General features: G+C 39.7%; 14 protein-coding genes. 1 reads left to right on the top strand and 13 read right to left on the bottom strand.

What is annotated here, in order from left to right:
• Positions 1 to 5: 5 nt before the first annotated feature.
• The 5 genes from rpoZ to B9N79_RS03505 all read right to left on the bottom strand — a co-directional run bounded on the left by rpoZ (position 6) and on the right by B9N79_RS03505 (position 5,017).
• Positions 6 to 206 (bottom strand): DNA-directed RNA polymerase subunit omega, encoded by a 201-nt coding sequence (rpoZ, locus tag B9N79_RS03525; RefSeq protein WP_019391762.1) that lies wholly within the window; start codon positions 204 to 206, stop codon positions 6 to 8.
• Positions 206 to 820, bottom strand: coding sequence for a guanylate kinase (gene gmk / locus B9N79_RS03520; protein WP_019391761.1), 615 nt, complete (start codon positions 818 to 820; stop codon positions 206 to 208). Before gmk ends, rpoZ begins: the two co-directional genes overlap by 1 nt.
• A 15-nt stretch (positions 821 to 835) precedes the next feature.
• The gene (locus tag B9N79_RS03515) at positions 836 to 1,099 is read right to left on the bottom strand and encodes a DUF370 domain-containing protein (RefSeq protein ID WP_019391760.1); all 264 of its coding nucleotides are present in this window, start codon (positions 1,097 to 1,099) and stop codon (positions 836 to 838) included.
• 141 nt (positions 1,100 to 1,240) lie between these two features.
• Positions 1,241 to 2,119 carry a YicC/YloC family endoribonuclease gene (locus B9N79_RS03510; RefSeq protein ID WP_019391759.1) on the bottom strand — a complete coding sequence of 293 codons (879 nt, stop codon included), beginning with the start codon at positions 2,117 to 2,119 and terminating at the stop codon, positions 1,241 to 1,243.
• Between the two features lie 222 nt (positions 2,120 to 2,341).
• On the bottom strand, positions 2,342 to 5,017 hold the full coding sequence (locus B9N79_RS03505; RefSeq protein ID WP_026009506.1) for a calcium-translocating P-type ATPase, SERCA-type: 2,676 nt from the start codon (positions 5,015 to 5,017) through the stop codon (positions 2,342 to 2,344).
• Positions 5,018 to 5,152: 135 nt separating this feature from the next.
• Here B9N79_RS03505 and B9N79_RS03500 point away from each other — a divergent pair, with 135 nt between their 5' ends.
• On the top strand, positions 5,153 to 6,865 hold the full coding sequence (locus tag B9N79_RS03500; protein ID WP_046217807.1) for an Rqc2 family fibronectin-binding protein: 1,713 nt from the start codon (positions 5,153 to 5,155) through the stop codon (positions 6,863 to 6,865).
• Positions 6,866 to 6,981: 116 nt separating this feature from the next.
• Here B9N79_RS03500 and pyrE read toward each other — a convergent pair whose 3' ends face one another.
• The 8 genes from pyrE to B9N79_RS03460 are packed head-to-tail and all read right to left on the bottom strand — an operon-like array spanning position 6,982 to position 16,485.
• Entirely contained in the window at positions 6,982 to 7,617 is a 636-nt protein-coding gene (gene pyrE, locus B9N79_RS03495; protein ID WP_019391756.1) for an orotate phosphoribosyltransferase, read from the bottom strand.
• A complete protein-coding gene (gene pyrF / locus B9N79_RS03490) occupies positions 7,614 to 8,330 on the bottom strand; it encodes an orotidine-5'-phosphate decarboxylase (RefSeq protein WP_040056685.1) in 717 nt (238 codons plus the stop codon). The genes pyrE and pyrF overlap by 4 nt, the downstream gene beginning before the upstream one ends.
• Positions 8,302 to 9,243, bottom strand: coding sequence for a dihydroorotate dehydrogenase (locus B9N79_RS03485; protein WP_040056686.1), 942 nt, complete (start codon positions 9,241 to 9,243; stop codon positions 8,302 to 8,304). Before B9N79_RS03485 ends, pyrF begins: the two co-directional genes overlap by 29 nt.
• The gene (locus B9N79_RS03480; RefSeq protein WP_040056687.1) at positions 9,240 to 10,013 is read right to left on the bottom strand and encodes a dihydroorotate dehydrogenase electron transfer subunit; all 774 of its coding nucleotides are present in this window, start codon (positions 10,011 to 10,013) and stop codon (positions 9,240 to 9,242) included. Before B9N79_RS03480 ends, B9N79_RS03485 begins: the two co-directional genes overlap by 4 nt.
• Positions 10,010 to 13,225 (bottom strand): carbamoyl-phosphate synthase large subunit, encoded by a 3,216-nt coding sequence (gene carB, locus B9N79_RS03475; protein WP_040056688.1) that lies wholly within the window; start codon positions 13,223 to 13,225, stop codon positions 10,010 to 10,012. Before carB ends, B9N79_RS03480 begins: the two co-directional genes overlap by 4 nt.
• Positions 13,210 to 14,310 carry a carbamoyl phosphate synthase small subunit gene (locus B9N79_RS03470; protein WP_019391751.1) on the bottom strand — a complete coding sequence of 367 codons (1,101 nt, stop codon included), beginning with the start codon at positions 14,308 to 14,310 and terminating at the stop codon, positions 13,210 to 13,212. Before B9N79_RS03470 ends, carB begins: the two co-directional genes overlap by 16 nt.
• A complete protein-coding gene (locus B9N79_RS03465) occupies positions 14,307 to 15,593 on the bottom strand; it encodes a dihydroorotase (protein WP_040056689.1) in 1,287 nt (428 codons plus the stop codon). The genes B9N79_RS03470 and B9N79_RS03465 overlap by 4 nt, the downstream gene beginning before the upstream one ends.
• A complete protein-coding gene (locus tag B9N79_RS03460; RefSeq protein WP_046217809.1) occupies positions 15,577 to 16,485 on the bottom strand; it encodes an aspartate carbamoyltransferase catalytic subunit in 909 nt (302 codons plus the stop codon). Before B9N79_RS03460 ends, B9N79_RS03465 begins: the two co-directional genes overlap by 17 nt.
• Positions 16,486 to 16,566: the final 81 nt, after the last annotated feature.

Here is a 16,566-nt window from a genome sequence, read left to right as displayed (position 1 = left end):
TCATTTTAGTTTTCCGATTTTTCAAAATGTAGAACACCTGCATTGATTTCTTCAAGCGCACATCCTACAAACTTGTCTGATACTGGATTTTCAACCATAAGGTCGTTATATTCCTGTAAGCTGCGAGCACGTTTTGCTGCAACTGTTACAAGCGTATATTTTGAATCAAGCTTTGTCATAAGTGTGTCAATTGATGGATATAACATCATTCAACCTCCAGTAATTTTTTATAGCGAGGAGCTACTCGTGAACGTTTGCAATGTTCTGCCGTTACGATTGCTTTAATTTTATCACAAGCATGCTCGACTTTGTCATTTTCGACTACATAATCATAAGAATCCATCATTTCGATTTCTTCTTTTGCAGCTGTTAAGCGGTTATGAATAAGGTCTTCAGACTCAGTTCCTCTTGTTACAATACGATTGCGAAGCTCTGAAAGGCTTGGTGGAGCTAAAAAGATGAAAAGCCCTTCAGGAAATGCTTTCTTAACTTGCATTGCCCCTTGTACTTCAATTTCTAAAAATACGTCTTTTCCTTCATCAAGCGTTTTTTGAACATATTCAACAGGCGTTCCGTAATAGTTTCCTACGTATTCTGCCCATTCAAGCAGTTGATCATTTTTGATCATTTCTTCAAATTCTACGCGCTCTTTGAACAAGTAATCCACGCCATGCACTTCTCCTTCACGTGGCTTACGAGTTGTTGCTGAAATAGAATATTGAAGAGAAAGCTCTTCCTCCGAAAATAATGCTTTGCGTACCGTACCTTTTCCAACACCTGATGGTCCTGAAAGGACGATTAAAATTCCTTTTTCTTTCATTATAATTGCTACACCTTACCCTTCCGTCAGTTGTTCACCTTTTGATTCAAGTCGTTGTGAAATGGTTTCTGGTTGAACAGGAGCTAAAATAACATGTTCACTGTCCATAATAATAACTGATCGTGTTTTCCGACCAAGCGTTGCATCAATAAGTGTACTTCTTTCTTTTGCATCTTGAATCATTCTTTTAATTGGGGCTGATTCAGGGTGCACAACAGAAATAATTCGCCCTGATGATACAAAATTTCCAAAACCAACATTAATAAACTTGCTGTTCATCAACAAGCCTCCTCAGCTTCCACACTCTATTTTTCACCATTTATGAATGATAACATTGTAGACTTTTTTTCTTGTTTTAAACCCTATGTATCAAAAGTCCCTGCTTCATTTATATATGAACGCTGTACTTTTGACAAGGGGCTATTCAATATTTTGCACTTGCTCTTTAATTCGTTCTAGATTTGTCTTTATATCAATAACTAAACTAGCAATGCTGCTGCTATGAGCTTTTGCTCCTATCGTGTTGCCTTCCCTGTTTAATTCTTGGACAAGAAAGTCAAGTTTACGTCCCATTTGAGTACCGCTTTCAAGCGTTTCCTTAAATTCTCTAATATGGCTATTAATGCGCGTAATCTCTTCACTGATGTCTGCTTTCTCTGCAAACATCGCAACTTCTGTCAGCACACGCTGCTCGTCAAATGAGTCACCAAGATGCTCCTGAAGCTTTTTCTGAATCCGCTCTCGGTACTGTTCTGAAACAGTTGGAGCAAGCTTCGCGATTTCCTCGCAGCTCTTTTCAATTTGACAAATACGGTTCATCAAATCTTCTTTTAGCCGTTCTCCTTCATTTTGACGCATTTTATAAAGTTCTGAAACCGCTCTTCTTGCCGCCTCTTGTACAAGTTCTTTAACTTCTGCATTGTCTCCTTCTTCATCATGCGTTGTGAAAACACCTTCCATTCCTAAGATGTCTTGAAATGAAAGAGATTGAGGAGGTAAATTTTGCTCTTTCTCAATCGTTTTTAACGCTTCAACGTATTGTTGAAGAAGTGAATAATCAGTTTGAAGACTTTTTGTACTCGAACGCTCTCCAGAGACCGTGACAAATACTTCAATTCTTCCTCTTTTAATAGATTCGCCAACAATTTTCTTAAGCTTGTCTTCAACATCAACAAGCTGTCTTGGCATACGAACCATCACTTCACAAAATCGGTGGTTAACAGACTTCATCTCAACTGTTACCGCATTTTTTTCACTTTCGGCTTTTCCTCTCCCGAAACCAGTCATACTAACTACCATGTTATCACATCCATTGCTTCCCTTTATCTTAAAACCTTGCATATGTGCTTTTCATGTTTTAAGCATTACTACGTAACTTTTTCGTTAAATTATTTAATTATTCATTATAAAACACTTTATTATAAAAGGAAATCTTCCTTTATAACCCTTTGCATTATACCATAAAAAAAGACACGACAAAACAATAACTCCCCTGTTTTGTCGTGTCTTTTCTTTCCTTTTTTACTTCTTCTTCCTTGTTAAAAATGAGCCTGCAAGTAAGAATGTTGGGATGCTCGCCATTGCGATGATGAGCAACCAATCGCGTCCAATGATTGGCACCGTGTGGAAAATCGCTTGAAGCGGTTCAACATAAATTACAATTGCCATAAGCAGAATAGAAGATAATACTGCTCCGATAAGGTACATGTTTCCGAATGGATTTCGATCAAAAATAGATTTCTCGCTTCGGCAATCAAAGACATGAATAAGCTGAGCAAGCACGAGCGTTGCAAAAGCAACTGTTTGAGCGTAAGCCAAGTTCCCTGTTTGCTCGTCGTATACAATAATAAACGCTAATAGTGTCGCAATTCCGATTAAAAACCCTCGACTGATTACTTTCCATCCAAGGCCTCTAGAAAATATCCCTTCTTTTGGATGTCTTGGTCCTCTTTTCATCACATCATCTTCTGGTTTATCAAGTCCAAGGGCCATTGCTGGAAGTCCGTCTGTCACAAGGTTTACCCATAAAATTTGAATCGGAACGAGCGGAAGTGGAAGCGCTAAAAGCATTGCAAAGAGCATAACTAGAATTTCGCCAACGTTCGAAGCAAGCAGATAGCGTACAAATTTCCGGATATTTTCATAGATGTTACGCCCCTCTTTAATAGCCGACTTAATTGTGGCAAAGTTATCATCAAGAAGAACAAGAGATGACGCTTCTTTGGCGACGTCTGTTCCCGTAATTCCCATAGCAATCCCGATGTCCGCTGATTTAATGGCAGGAGCATCGTTCACTCCGTCTCCTGTCATTGCGACAACATGCCCTTTTGCTTGCAATGCTTTTACGATTTTCAGCTTATGCTCTGGAGAGACACGAGCATAGACGTCCACATCTTCTACAATCTCTTCAAGTTCTTCTTTTGACATTGACGTAATGTCTGTTCCTTGAAGAACTTTTCCGTTTTTTGTTAAAATACCAAGCTCTTTTGCAATTGCTTGAGCTGTAATAACATGATCACCTGTAATCATCACTGTTTTAATCCCTGCTTCTTTACATTCTTTCACAGCTTCTTTTACTTCTGTGCGAGGGGGATCAATCATTCCTTGCAAGCCAAGAAAGGTAAGATTTGATTCCGCTTCTTTTTCGGTTAGTTTATTATGATTTGAAAGTGGCTTATAAGCAATTGCAATTGTACGAAGAGCTCGCGCTGCTAAATCTTCAACAGCTTTGTGTACTTCGTTGTAGCGAGAAACAGAAAGCGATTCAAGACGTTCTTTCCATAATATTTGAGAGCTTGTTGTTAATAAAACATCAGGAGCCCCTTTTGTAACAACATAGCGCTTGCCTTCTTTGTCTTGAATAATAACGCTCATCATTTTACGAGTTGAATCAAATGGGAATTCTTCTACAATTGTAAACTGCTTTAGCATCTCTTCTCTTTCTAATCCAGCTTTTCGAGCTGCTACAACAAGAGCTGCCTCAGTTGGATCTCCATCAAGAACATACTCTTTTTTCCTCTGCAAAATGTTTGTGTTGTTACACAACAATCCGAAAAGAAGAACTTGAGAAAGCTCTCTTGATTTTTGAGGATTCACATCGCGATCATCAAGCCTGAATTTCCCCTCTGGTGCATATCCTGTCCCTGTGACTCCCCATGTTGTTCCTCCTGCCCAAACATTAGTTACCGTCATTTTATTTTGCGTAAGCGTCCCTGTTTTGTCTGAACAGATAACTGAGGCGCACCCTAGCGTTTCCACTGCTGGAAGTTTACGAACAATTGCTTTTTTTCTAATCATTCGCTGTACACCGAGCGATAGCGCAACGGTTACAATAGCAGGTAATCCCTCTGGAATGGCTGCAACAGCTAAGCTTACACCAGCTAAAAACATGCTGTATACGTCATGACCTTGCAATACACCAACAAATACAACAAGCGCTGTTAAAATAAGCGCAATGATAATTAAAATTTTTCCAAGCTGTGCAAGCTTTCGCTGCAGCGGAGTTGTTACTGTTTCAGCATTTTGAAGAAGATCTGCAATTTGTCCCATTGCAGTATTCATTCCAGTTCCAACAACAACGCCGATCCCACTCCCTCTTGTCACAAGCGTTCCCATAAAGGCCATGTTTGTTTGATCACCAAGGGGAAGATTTTCATCATGAAGCGGGTTCGTCTCCTTTACAGCAGGAACAGACTCTCCTGTTAAAGCAGATTCTTCAATCTCAAGTGCTTTCGCTTCAATAATTCGTATATCAGCTCCTATTCTATCTCCTGTCGAAAATTTAATGATATCTCCTCTCACAAGTTCTTTTGAGGGCACTTTACTCCATTTTTCATTTCGTAACACATTTACTTTTGGTGCTGAAAGTTCTTTTAAAGCATCAAGTGACTTTTCGGCTTTACGTTCTTGAAAGAAACCTAAGACACCGTTAATCAAAACGATGGCAATAATAGCGATAGCATCAATATATTCACCTAAGAAACCTGAAACAAGAGTTGCTCCTAGTAAAACAAGGACCATAAAATCTTTAAACTGAGCAAGAAACACAAGCAATGCAGACGGTTTGGACGCTTCTTTTAACTCATTGTAGCCGTGTTCTCTTATTCGACCTTTTGCTTCTTTTTCATCTAGTCCTTTTTCTCTGTTTGTTTGTGCTGTGTGCAGGACAGTATTCTCACTCATTTCATGCCACTTCATGACACACGTTCACACCCTTTGCCTTTTAATCTCTTCTAAGGTAAGCTTATTCAGACTCGTCCAAAAAAATGCTATACTTTACATTAGAAAGAAAGAGACGAAAGTTTTTTAAATAGGGGTTAAGGAAGTGTTAAAATGTCATTTGACGGAATGTTTACATATGCAATGAAAGAAGAATTAGTAGAGAAGTTACAAAGCGGCCGCATAACAAAAGTGTATCAGCCTTTTACAAATGAGCTCATTCTTGGCGTACGTGCGGGAGGAACGAACTATAAACTTCTTCTCTCTGCGCACCCAAGCTACGCGCGCGTTCACTTAACAAATGAAAGTTATGAAAACCCAAGTACGCCACCGATGTTTTGCATGTTGCTTCGCAAACATTTAGAAGGCGGTATTATTGATTCTATTGAACAAATTGAGCTTGATCGCATTTTAAAAATTGAAGTGCGAGGCCGTGACGAACTTGGTGATGTTACGCATAAAGCTCTTTATATTGAAATTATGAACCGCCATAGTAACATTATTTTAGTTGATCATAAAAAAGAGACGATTATTGACAGCATTAAGCACCTTTCACCATCTGTGAACAGCCATCGTACTGTTCTACCTGGTCATTCTTACGTTTTTCCACCTGCTCAAAATAAGGAAAATCCATTCCAAGCAGACGAGGAAACAGTGTTACGAAAAGTGGACTTCAACAGCGGTAAACTAGACGGTCAGCTTGTTAGTACATTTGAAGGAGTTTCGCCTCTTTTAGCGAGAGAAATTATTCACACATCTGGTCTTGCTAATCGCACAACAGTACCGAAAGCTTTTGTTGAGCTTATGGCTAAGATTAAAGAGAAAGAGTTCACTCCGCAGATTATTAGAAATGAAGGAAAAGAAGCGTTTTATATGATTCCTCTTACACATATAGAAGGTGAAGTTTCTACCTTTTCTTTGTTAAGTGAAGCGCTTGACCGTTTTTACTATGGAAAAGCAGAACGAGATCGTGTAAAGCAGCAAGCACATGACCTCCTGCAATTTATGAACACAGAGAAAAAGAAAAATGAAAAGAAAATCAAAAAGCTCAAAACAACGCTTGATGATGCTGAAAAAGCGAAGAAGTTTCAATTGTACGGCGAACTTCTAACATCAAACCTTTTTGCGATTAAGCAAGGAGATGGGAAAGCAGAAGTTATCAACTACTATGATGAAAATGCGGGCACAGTGACAATTGAGCTTGATCCGCAAAAGACGCCATCTCAAAATGCACAGCATTATTTCCATCGCTATCAAAAAGCGAAAAACTCGGTTACTGTTGTACAGGAACAAATTCAAAAAGCAACAGAAGAAATTCAATACTTTGAAACGCTGATTCAACAAATGGAATCTGCCACACATAGAGATATTGCTGAAATTCGACAGGAGCTAACAGAGGAAGGCTATTTGAAGAAAAAGAAAGAAACGAAAGTGTCTAAAAAACAAAAGAATCAGACACCGCAGCTTGAAGCATACGAATCAAGCGACGGGTATTCCATTCTCGTCGGCAAAAATAATAAACAAAATGACTATTTAACAAATCGAGTAGCAGGACGAGATGAGCTTTGGTTTCATACGAAAGATATTCCAGGCTCGCACGTTGTGATTCGCGATACAAATCCTTCAGAAGAAGCGATTAGAGAAGCTGCCCATTTAGCAGCATATTTTAGCAAAGCAAAACAATCAAGTTCTGTTCCTGTTGATTATACAAAAGTTCGACATGTTAAAAAGCCTAGTGGTTCGAAACCAGGGTTTGTGATTTATGAGCAGCAGCAAACTGTGTTTGTGACGCCAAGCGAAGAACTTGTTTTAAAACTAAGAAAATAAGACTTTTTAAAAAGACCGTTCATCACTTTTATTGACGAACGGTCTTTTTGTTGTAATGTTCCTTTTTTCAAATATAAAAAGCCAACTAGATTCCTAGTTGACTCTTTTTATCCCCTTTATACAAGCGAAAGCCATTCTGTTGAAGAAGGATCTTTCTTCCACTCTTTCAGTTTTTCTAAATCCGTTTCTGTGATACTACCTTTTTCACGTGCTACTCCGATTAGCGTAGAATAGTTAGAAAGTGATTTTAACGTAACGTTCGCTTCTTTGAAAGCTTCTTCTGCTTTTGAAAGCTCGTAAGTGAAGATAGAAACAACTCCAAGTACTTCACAGCCTTGCTCTTCTAATGCTTTCACAACTTTCAGTACGCTTCCACCTGTTGAAATTAAATCTTCTACAACAACAACTTTATCTCCTTTTGTCACTCGTCCTTCAATTTGATTCCCACGGCCGTGTTCTTTTGCTTTGCTACGAACATAGCACATTGGTAGGCTAAGCACATCGCTAACAAATGCTGCATGTGGAATGCCTGCTGTTGCCGTACCTGCAATAACGTCTACTTCTTTGAAATTTTCTCGAATGAGACTTGCAAGCCCTTGCGCAATATCCTGACGCACTTCAGGATATGAAAGAGTGAGGCGGTTGTCGCAGTAAATCGGTGACTTAATCCCTGATGCCCATGTAAATGGGTCGTTAGGTTGTAGACATACAGCTTCAATTGTTAATAAATGTTGTGCAATTTTCTTTTTCATGATGTTATCCCTCTCCACTCTTTTTGAACTTTTCCATATGCTTCAACAGGATTTTCTGCTCTTGTAATCGAACGTCCTACAACGATAAAGTTTGAGCCTTTTTCACGTGCAATAGCTGGTGTTGCAACGCGATGCTGATCATGAGCATTGTCTCCTAAAAGACGAATACCAGGCGTTACCGTAAGAAAATCAGGGCGAACAAGCTCATGAATTCTCTCTACTTCGTGAACAGAGCAAACAACTCCATCAAGGCCTGCTTCATTCGTTAGACCTGCTAAATGTTCAACACTTTGCTGCAGTGAGACAGAACCAAGCTGTTCAGTTCTGACCATCTCCTCTGTTGAGCTTGTAAGCTGGGTTACAGCAATACATTTTGGACGAGCTTTACCACTTCTTGTCCCAGCTTCAAGCCCTTCAAGCGCTCCTTCCATCATTGCTTTTCCACCTAGTGCGTGAACATTGACTAGATCAACTTCAAGAGAAGCAAGAGAACTCATTGCTCTTTTGACGGTTACTGGAATATCATGAAGTTTTAAGTCTAGAAAAATATGGTGCCCCATACTTTTAATTTCTTCAATCATTTTTGGTCCTTCTTTATAAAAAAGCTCCATTCCAACTTTTACAAACAGTTTTTCATCCCCAAAAGGAGTTAAAAACGTATGAACTTCTTCTTTGTTTGGAAAATCAAGAGCTAAGATGAGCGAATCCTCCACGTTTCTTCCAACTCCTTCCGATGCATTCTTCAATATGTGAAAATCCATACTCTGAAAGTACTTCAGGCAATTCTTCAATAATTTGTGGACAAACGTATGGATCAACAAAGTTGGCTGTTCCGACCGCTACTGCACTTGCTCCAGCGTATAAAAATTCTAAAACGTCGCTTGCGTTTGTCACACCGCCCATACCGATAATTGGAATCTCAACTCTCTGACTCACTTCATACACCATGCGAATTGCAACAGGCTTAATGGAAGGACCAGAGAGGCCACCTGTTTTGTTCGCTAAAATCGGTTGTCCTGTTTTTAAATCTAGTCGCATGCCAAGCAGCGTGTTGATCATTGTTAATCCATCAGCTCCTGCGTTTTCAACAGCTAAAGCCATTTCAACGATGTTCGTCACGTTTGGAGAAAGTTTTACATAAACAGGAACTTCTGACACTTCTTTTACTTTTCTTGTTAACTCAGCTGCAAGAGTTGGATCAACACCGAATGTAATACCTCCTGCTTTCACATTTGGACAAGAAATATTAAGCTCTAACGCATGAACATTTTGAGCTTTAGAAATTTCTCTTGCAACAATCACATAATCTTCTTCTGTTGCTCCTGCTACGTTTGCAATAAGAGGTACATCGTACTGTTCAAGCCATTTTACTTTCTTTTCGATCACTTGCTCGAGCCCTGGATTTTGCAAACCGATGGCGTTTAACATCCCAGCAGGTGTTTCAGCAACACGCGGGGTCGGATTTCCAAATCTCGCTTGGGGTGTTGTTGCTTTAATCATAATCGCACCAAGCTGACTTAAATCATATAGTCCTGCATACTCTTCTCCAAATCCAAAGCAACCTGAAGCAGGCATAATAGGATTTTTTAAATCTAAACCTGGCAATTTTGTTGAAAGCATGTTCATAGTAAAATCTCTCCCCCTTTAAAGACCGGACCATCACTGCACACTTTTTTATAATCTGTAGAGTTTTCACTTACTCGACAAACACATGCAAAACAAGCTCCAATGCCACAGCCCATTCTTTCCTCAAGTGAAAGATACACATCTTTGTGACCATGCTCCTCTTGCAAGGCTTTTAACATCATTGTTGGCCCGCATGAGAAGAGATGATCGAAATCTAAATTGTACTTTCTAATAACGTCTGTAACAAATCCCTTTTCACCGTAGGATCCATCAGCTGTTGCAATATACGTTGTTCCAAGCTCTGCAAATTCGCTTTCATAAAACACCGTTTCTCTATCTTGGAAACCAAGAACATGGATAACATTTATTCCTTTTGCTTTTAATTCTTTTGAAAGCTGATAAAGTGGTGGAACACCAATGCCACCGCCAACAAGCAAGGCTGTTTTCTTCAAAGCCATTTCTTTAATTTTAAAACCATTACCAAGAGGCCCTAATACATCAAGCGTTTCACCAACCATTTTTTTAGAAAGAAGCTCTGTTCCCATTCCTTCTGCCCGATAAATTAGCGTACATTCGTTTTTTTCTTTATTAATAGATGAAATGCTGATTGGACGGCGTAATAAAGGAAGGTAGGAATTGTTTACCCGAACATGAACGAACTGTCCAGGTTCGTTCATGTTACGGACAAGATCTCCTTTTAGCGTTAGTTCAAAGATGTTTTTAGCTATATTACGCTGTGAAACAATCGTCATATCACCTTTTTTATTCATGAAAGAACAGCCTCCTGTGCTTTTTCATTTTTGTTCATTGGTGCTGTTTGAAATCCCATTGATTCTAGTACTCTTAAAATAGCTTTCGCTGTATCAAGTGATGTTAAACATGGAATGCCATTTTCAACTGCTTCACGGCGAATGCGGAAGCCATCACGTGCTGGTTGTTTACCTTTTGTAAGAGTATTAACAACAATTTTTGCTTCACCGCTACGAATAAGGCCAAGCAGGTTTTCCTCATGTGACTGGCTGATTTTCTTCACAGCTTCAACTGGAATATTTGCATTTTTAATGTTTTCTGCTGTTCCTTCTGTTGCATAAATTTTATAGCCAAGCGCATGGAAACGGCGAGCAAGCTCTAGTGCTTCTTCTTTATCACCGTCAGATACTGTCATAAGCACCGATCCATGCTGTTGGATATTCATTCCCGCTGCAATAAATCCTTTATAAAGAGCCTTTTCAAACGTTAAGTCTTTCCCCATTACTTCTCCTGTTGATTTCATCTCAGGTCCAAGCGTAATGTCAACGCGACGCAGTTTAGCGAAGGAGAAGACGGGAACTTTCACGTAAACTCCTTGTTTTACAGGGCATAATCCTGACTCATAACCAAGCTCTTTTAATGAAGCTCCAACAACAACTTTTGTTGCAATGTTTGCCATTGGTACATTCGTAATTTTGCTTAAGAATGGAACTGTACGGCTTGAGCGTGGATTGACTTCTAACACATACACATCACCTTTTGAGTAGACAAACTGAATGTTTAATAGACCGACAATGTTTAATCCTTTTGCAAGGCGAATCGTATAGTCTACAATTTTATCTTGGATGTCCTGTGGTAATGTTTGCGGCGGATATACAGCAATTGAGTCCCCTGAGTGAACGCCTGCACGCTCTACGTGTTCCATAATTCCTGGGATGACTACTGTTTCTCCATCAGAAATTGCGTCAACTTCGATTTCTTGACCTGTTAAATAGCGATCAATTAACACTGGATGATCCGGATGTGCTTTCACCGCATTTTCCATGTAGTATAAAAGTTCTTCTTCTTTATATACAATTTCCATTGCTCTTCCACCAAGAACGTACGAAGGACGAACAAGCACCGGATAGCCGATTTCACGAGCAATATTTACAGCTTGCTCTGTTGATGTTGCCGTTTTGCCAAGCGGCTGTGGTACACCAAGACGTGCTAGTGCTTTTTCGAACTTATCGCGGTCTTCCGCTGTGTCTAAGCTCTCAAGGGATGTTCCTAGAATCTTAACACCACGTGCTTCAAGCTCTTCTGCAAGGTTAATCGCTGTTTGTCCACCAAACTGAACAACAACACCTTTTGGTTTTTCATGTTCAATAACGTGCATAACATCCTCAACTGTTAGTGGTTCAAAATACAGCTTGTCAGATGTACTAAAGTCTGTTGAGACCGTTTCTGGGTTGTTATTGACGATAATTGCTTCATATCCTGCTTCTTGGATAGCCCACACAGAGTGCACTGTTGCATAGTCGAATTCGATTCCTTGTCCGATACGGATTGGTCCTGATCCAAGCACAACAATACTTTCTTTTTCCGTTATTTCTGACTCATTTTCGTCTTCATACGTACCGTAGAAGTATGGTGTTTGTGATTCAAATTCTGCTGCACATGTGTCTACTGTTTTATAGACTGGGAAAAGCTTGTTTTCTTTGCGGAACTCGTAGACGTCACGCTCACTCATGTCCCAAAGCTTCGCAATTTCTTTATCACTAAAGCCCATTTCTTTTGCTTTTTTCAATACTGTATAGTCTTTTTCGTTTTCTTGTACTTCTTTTTCGAACTTGATAATGTTCTCCATTTTCTTTAAGAAGAAAAGATCTATCATGCTAAACTCATGAATTTGATCGATTGTGTAGCCGCGGCGAAGAGCTTCTCCAACGTAGAACAAGCGCTCATCACCTGCCGTACAAATACGTTTTTCTAACAGTTCATTGTCAATGCTTTCTGCTTCATTTAATGTAAGATGATAAACATTTGATTCAAGTGAACGCACAGCTTTTAGCAATGATTCTTCAAATGTACGACCAATTGACATTACTTCACCAGTTGCTTTCATTTGTGTGCCAAGCTTACGGTTTGCTGATTCGAACTTATCAAATGGAAAGCGAGGAATTTTCGTTACAATATAGTCTAGTGCTGGTTCAAAGCATGCATATGTTCTTCCTGTTACAGGGTTTTTCATTTCAGCAAGCGTTAACCCCACAGCAATTTTTGCTGCAAGTTTTGCAATCGGATAACCTGTCGCTTTAGACGCTAGGGCAGACGAACGGCTTACCCGCGGGTTTACTTCAATGATGTAATAGTTGAAGCTATATGGATCAAGCGCAAGCTGAACGTTACAGCCTCCTTCAATTTTTAAAGCACGAATAATTTTTAGAGAAGCATTTCTTAGAAGCTGGTATTCTCTATCGCTTAATGTTTGACTTGGTGCTACTACAATAGAGTCTCCTGTATGAATTCCCACAGGATCTATGTTTTCCATGTTACAAACAACAATTGCATTATCGTTGCTGTCACGCATTACTTCATACTCTACTTCTTTAAAGCCTGCAATACTTTTCTCAAGAAGACACTGAGTAACAGGACTTAACTTCAATCCGCTTGTGACAATTTCGTTTAGTTCTTCTTCATTATTACAAATCCCTCCGCCTGTTCCACCAAGCGTGTATGCTGGACGCACAATAACAGGGAAACCTACGCTTTCAACAAACGTACGCGCTTCTTCCAGTGTGTGAATAATCTCACTATCTGGTACAGGTTCACCAAGCTCGTTCATAAGAGAACGGAATTGCTCACGATCTTCCGCTTGTTCAATTGCCTGTAAGTTCGTTCCAAGCACTTCAACATCAAGTTCTTCTAGAATTCCTGCTTTTGATAATTCCATTGCAAGGTTTAAACCTGTCTGTCCTCCAAGCGTTGGGAGAATAGCATCTGGGCGTTCTTTACGTAAAATGGATGCTAGAAAGTCAAATGTAAGCGGCTCTAAGTATACTTTGTCAGCCATTTCTGTATCTGTCATAATTGTTGCTGGATTCGAGTTCACAAGAATAACGTTATAGCCTTCTTCTTTTAGAGCTAAACACGCCTGTGCTCCCGCATAGTCAAATTCTGCTGCTTGCCCGATGATGATTGGTCCTGATCCGATTACTAAGATTGTTTGAATGTCTACGCGTTTTGGCATGTAAGATTCCCCGCTTTCTTTTCTTCTTCCATCATTGTGATAAATTGTTCAAATAAGCTGTTTGCATCTTCAGGTCCTGGAGACGCTTCTGGGTGGAACTGAACTGTAAAAGCACGGTATTTCGTATGTTTTAATCCTTCTACACTATCATCGTTTAGTGCAATATGTGTAATCTCAAGATCTGTATTCTCTACACTTTCTTCTCGAACTGCATAGCCGTGGTTTTGAGAAGTAATCATCACTTGCTTTGTTTCAACATTTTGCACTGGGTGGTTCGCACCACGGTGACCGAATTTCATTTTTTCGGTATCTGCTCCACATGTTAAAGCGAAAAGCTGATGTCCAAGACATATTCCAAACAAAGGAATTTTCCCAAGTACTCCTTTAATCATTTCCTGTGCTTCTGGTACATCTTTTGGATCTCCAGGTCCATTTGTTAGCATAATGCCGTCGGGATTTAAGCGTAAAATTTCTTCTGCTGTTGTGTTGTACGGTACAACGATAACATCACAGTGACGCTCTGTTAGCTCTCTTAAAATGCCGTGCTTCATTCCAAAATCGACAACAACTACTTTAAAACCGCGACCAGGGCTTGGATATGGTTTCATTGTAGAAACTCGACTCACTTGATCCGTGGCAAAATCTGTGCCGCGAAGCGCTGCCGCTACTTCTTCTGGATTTTCATCCATTCCACAAATTTTCCCTTTCATTGCTCCAACCGTACGAATCTTACGTGTAAGCTTTCTTGTATCAATACCAGAAAGTCCTGGAATTCCTTTCTCTTCTAGGAACGTATGAAGTGAGTATTCACTGCGGAAATTTGATGGAAAATCGCATGTTTCTTTAACGATAAATCCTTTCACAGCTGGTGTAATGGACTCAAAATCATCTCGGTTAATTCCATAGTTTCCGATCAATGGATATGTCATTGTAACGATTTGGTCACAGTAAGAAGGATCTGAAAGAACTTCTTGATAGCCTGTCATTCCTGTGTTAAATACAACTTCCCCCATCATTTCTTTAGTGCTACCAAATCCTTCTCCAATAAATACTGTTCCATCTTCTAAAATCAACTGACGTTTCATACTGTTACACTCCCTTTTTCCCATACGCGTTTTCCATTTGCAATTGTCATAACAGGCCACCCTTTACATGTCCAATCTTTGAATGGTGTATTGCGACCCTTTGATAAAAACTCATTTGGATCAATCTTTTCTTCTTCTGTTAAGTTCACAAGCGTAAGATCTGCTATTGCGCCTTCTTCTAATGTTCCATACGGTAAGTTAAAGATTGAAGCAACTTTTTCCGTCAAAAACTCAACAAGATGTGCTAATGTTAAAACATTTTTTTCAACAAGGTTTGTATAAAGAAGCGGGAATGCTGTTTCAAGGCCTACAATACCAAATGGTGCACGTTCCATTCCAACGCTCTTTTCTTCTTCTGTATGTGGTGCATGATCTGTTGCGATGAAATCAATTGTTCCATCTAAAAGTCCTTCAATAAGAGCTTGTTGATCTTCTTTTGCTCGTAGTGGTGGGTTCATTTTAAATGATGTGTCTTGTCCTTTAATATCGTCTTCACTTAGAAGAAGATGATGTGGCGTAACTTCTGCTGTTACGTTAATTCCTGCTTTTTTTGCATCTCGGATAACGCGAACAGATTCTTTTGTACTTACATGACAAACGTGATAATGACAACCCGCCGCTTCTGCAAGAAGAACGTCCCTTGCAATATGTACGGCTTCACAAACGGATGGAATTCCGTTTAATCCTTGCTCACGAGAGTATTTCCCATCATGAACAGAGCCTTTATAAATCAATGTATTATCTTCACAGTGTGCAACGATTGGAATGTTGATTGCTGCTGCTTTTTTCATTGCTTCATACATCATACCTGCAGATTGAACGCCAACTCCGTCATCTGTTAGCGCAAATGCACCTGCTTCTTTTAGTCCTTCAAAATCTGTTAGTTCTTTTCCAGCTTGGCGAATTGTAATGGATCCGTACGGTAAAACACGCACATGTCCTTTTTCTTCAATACGATTAACAAGCCATGTCATTCCTTCTTTTGTATCTGGAACAGGTCTTGTATTTGGCATTGCTGCAACAGTTGTGAAGCCTCCTCTTGCTGCTGCAAGCGTTCCTGTCTCAATCGTTTCTTTATGCTCGCCGCCTGGCTCACGAAGGTGGATATGAGCATCAATGAACCCCGGTAAAAGAAGCTGGCCTTTTCCATCTATAATTTCAGCAGCTTCGCTTGAAATACTTTTGCTCACCTTAACAATTTTGTTTTCTTCAATGAGAACTTCTTTTTCCTCTAGTTGACCGTTATTTGTTAGTACCTTTACGTTTTTAATGAGCAATTGCATATTTCATTCCCCTTTCAGTCATTTGTAAAGAACGCGCAAGCACGCTCATTCGAATATAGACGCCGTTTTCCATTTGTTTAAAAATACGTGAGCGCGAACATTCCACAAGCTTATCGGCGATTTCAACCCCTCTATTCACTGGAGCTGGATGCATAATAATGCTTCCTTTTTTCATGTTCTTTTCTCGCTCGATTGTTAGCCCGTATTGTTCATGATAAGCACGTAGGTCTTCGTCCTCTTCATGTCTTTCAAGCTGAATGCGCAGAAGCATAACAACATCCGCTTTTTCAACTGCTTCATCTACTGTTACATATGTGCCTTCTAGTGAAGAATCTTTCCACTCGTCAGGCCCTGCTAAAAGAATATTCGCTCCTAGCTTTCCTAATATTTCGACATTGCTTCTTGCAACCCGGCTATGACGTAAGTCACCTATGATGGCTACGTTCAGTCCTTCAAAAACGCCAAACTCTTCTTTAATTGTCATAAGATCAAGCAAACATTGGGTTGGATGCTGACCACATCCGTCTCCTGCATTTATGACCGGAATTGAAATCTTTCCGATGAGATCTTTGTAATACTCATCTTCTGTATGACGAATGACAACTGCTTCTACTCCGATAGATGATAAAGTTTGCACAGTGTCATAGAGAGTTTCACCTTTTTGAACGCTTGACGTTGTTACATCAAATGGAATAACGTCGAGTCCTAGTCTTCTTTCTGCTACTTCAAAGCTTGATTTTGTGCGCGTGCTTGGTTCAAAAAATAAATTTGCAACGAACGTTTGCTTTTGAAGCTGCGTTGCATACTTACCGTGTTTCATTTTTTCTGCATTTTCAAGAAGATCTAAAATTTCCTCAACTGATAAATCAGCCATTGATACTAAATTCTTCATGTTTCTCCTCCTATTCTTTTGGAGGTGAGGAGGTTTGCTAACAAAAAACCCTCTCCATTCACAAGTTGTGTGTAAGGAAAG

Origin of the sequence: Priestia filamentosa, assembly GCF_900177535.1 — a bacterium.
Taxonomy (GTDB): Bacteria; Bacillota; Bacilli; order Bacillales; family Bacillaceae_H; genus Bacillus_I; species Bacillus_I filamentosa.
This window is presented reverse-complemented; position numbering and strand designations above follow the sequence as displayed.

Bases quoted from the DNA above. Each gene is read 5' to 3' on its own strand.
- rpoZ (WP_019391762.1), bottom strand. From the start codon at position 206: ATGTTATATCCATCAATTGACACACTTATGACAAAGCTTGATTCAAAA.
- gmk (WP_019391761.1), bottom strand. From the start codon at position 820: ATGAAAGAAAAAGGAATTTTAATCGTCCTTTCAGGACCATCAGGTGTT.
- B9N79_RS03515 (WP_019391760.1), bottom strand. From the start codon at position 1,099: ATGAACAGCAAGTTTATTAATGTTGGTTTTGGAAATTTTGTATCATCA.
- B9N79_RS03510 (WP_019391759.1), bottom strand. From the start codon at position 2,119: ATGGTAGTTAGTATGACTGGTTTCGGGAGAGGAAAAGCCGAAAGTGAA.
- B9N79_RS03505 (WP_026009506.1), bottom strand. From the start codon at position 5,017: ATGAAGTGGCATGAAATGAGTGAGAATACTGTCCTGCACACAGCACAA.
- B9N79_RS03500 (WP_046217807.1), top strand. From the start codon at position 5,153: ATGTCATTTGACGGAATGTTTACATATGCAATGAAAGAAGAATTAGTA.
- pyrE (WP_019391756.1), bottom strand. From the start codon at position 7,617: ATGAAAAAGAAAATTGCACAACATTTATTAACAATTGAAGCTGTATGT.
- B9N79_RS03485 (WP_040056686.1), bottom strand. From the start codon at position 9,243: ATGAACATGCTTTCAACAAAATTGCCAGGTTTAGATTTAAAAAATCCT.
- B9N79_RS03480 (WP_040056687.1), bottom strand. From the start codon at position 10,013: ATGAATAAAAAAGGTGATATGACGATTGTTTCACAGCGTAATATAGCT.
- carB (WP_040056688.1), bottom strand. From the start codon at position 13,225: ATGCCAAAACGCGTAGACATTCAAACAATCTTAGTAATCGGATCAGGA.
- B9N79_RS03470 (WP_019391751.1), bottom strand. From the start codon at position 14,310: ATGAAACGTCAGTTGATTTTAGAAGATGGAACAGTATTTATTGGAGAA.
- B9N79_RS03465 (WP_040056689.1), bottom strand. From the start codon at position 15,593: ATGCAATTGCTCATTAAAAACGTAAAGGTACTAACAAATAACGGTCAA.
- B9N79_RS03460 (WP_046217809.1), bottom strand. From the start codon at position 16,485: ATGAAGAATTTAGTATCAATGGCTGATTTATCAGTTGAGGAAATTTTA.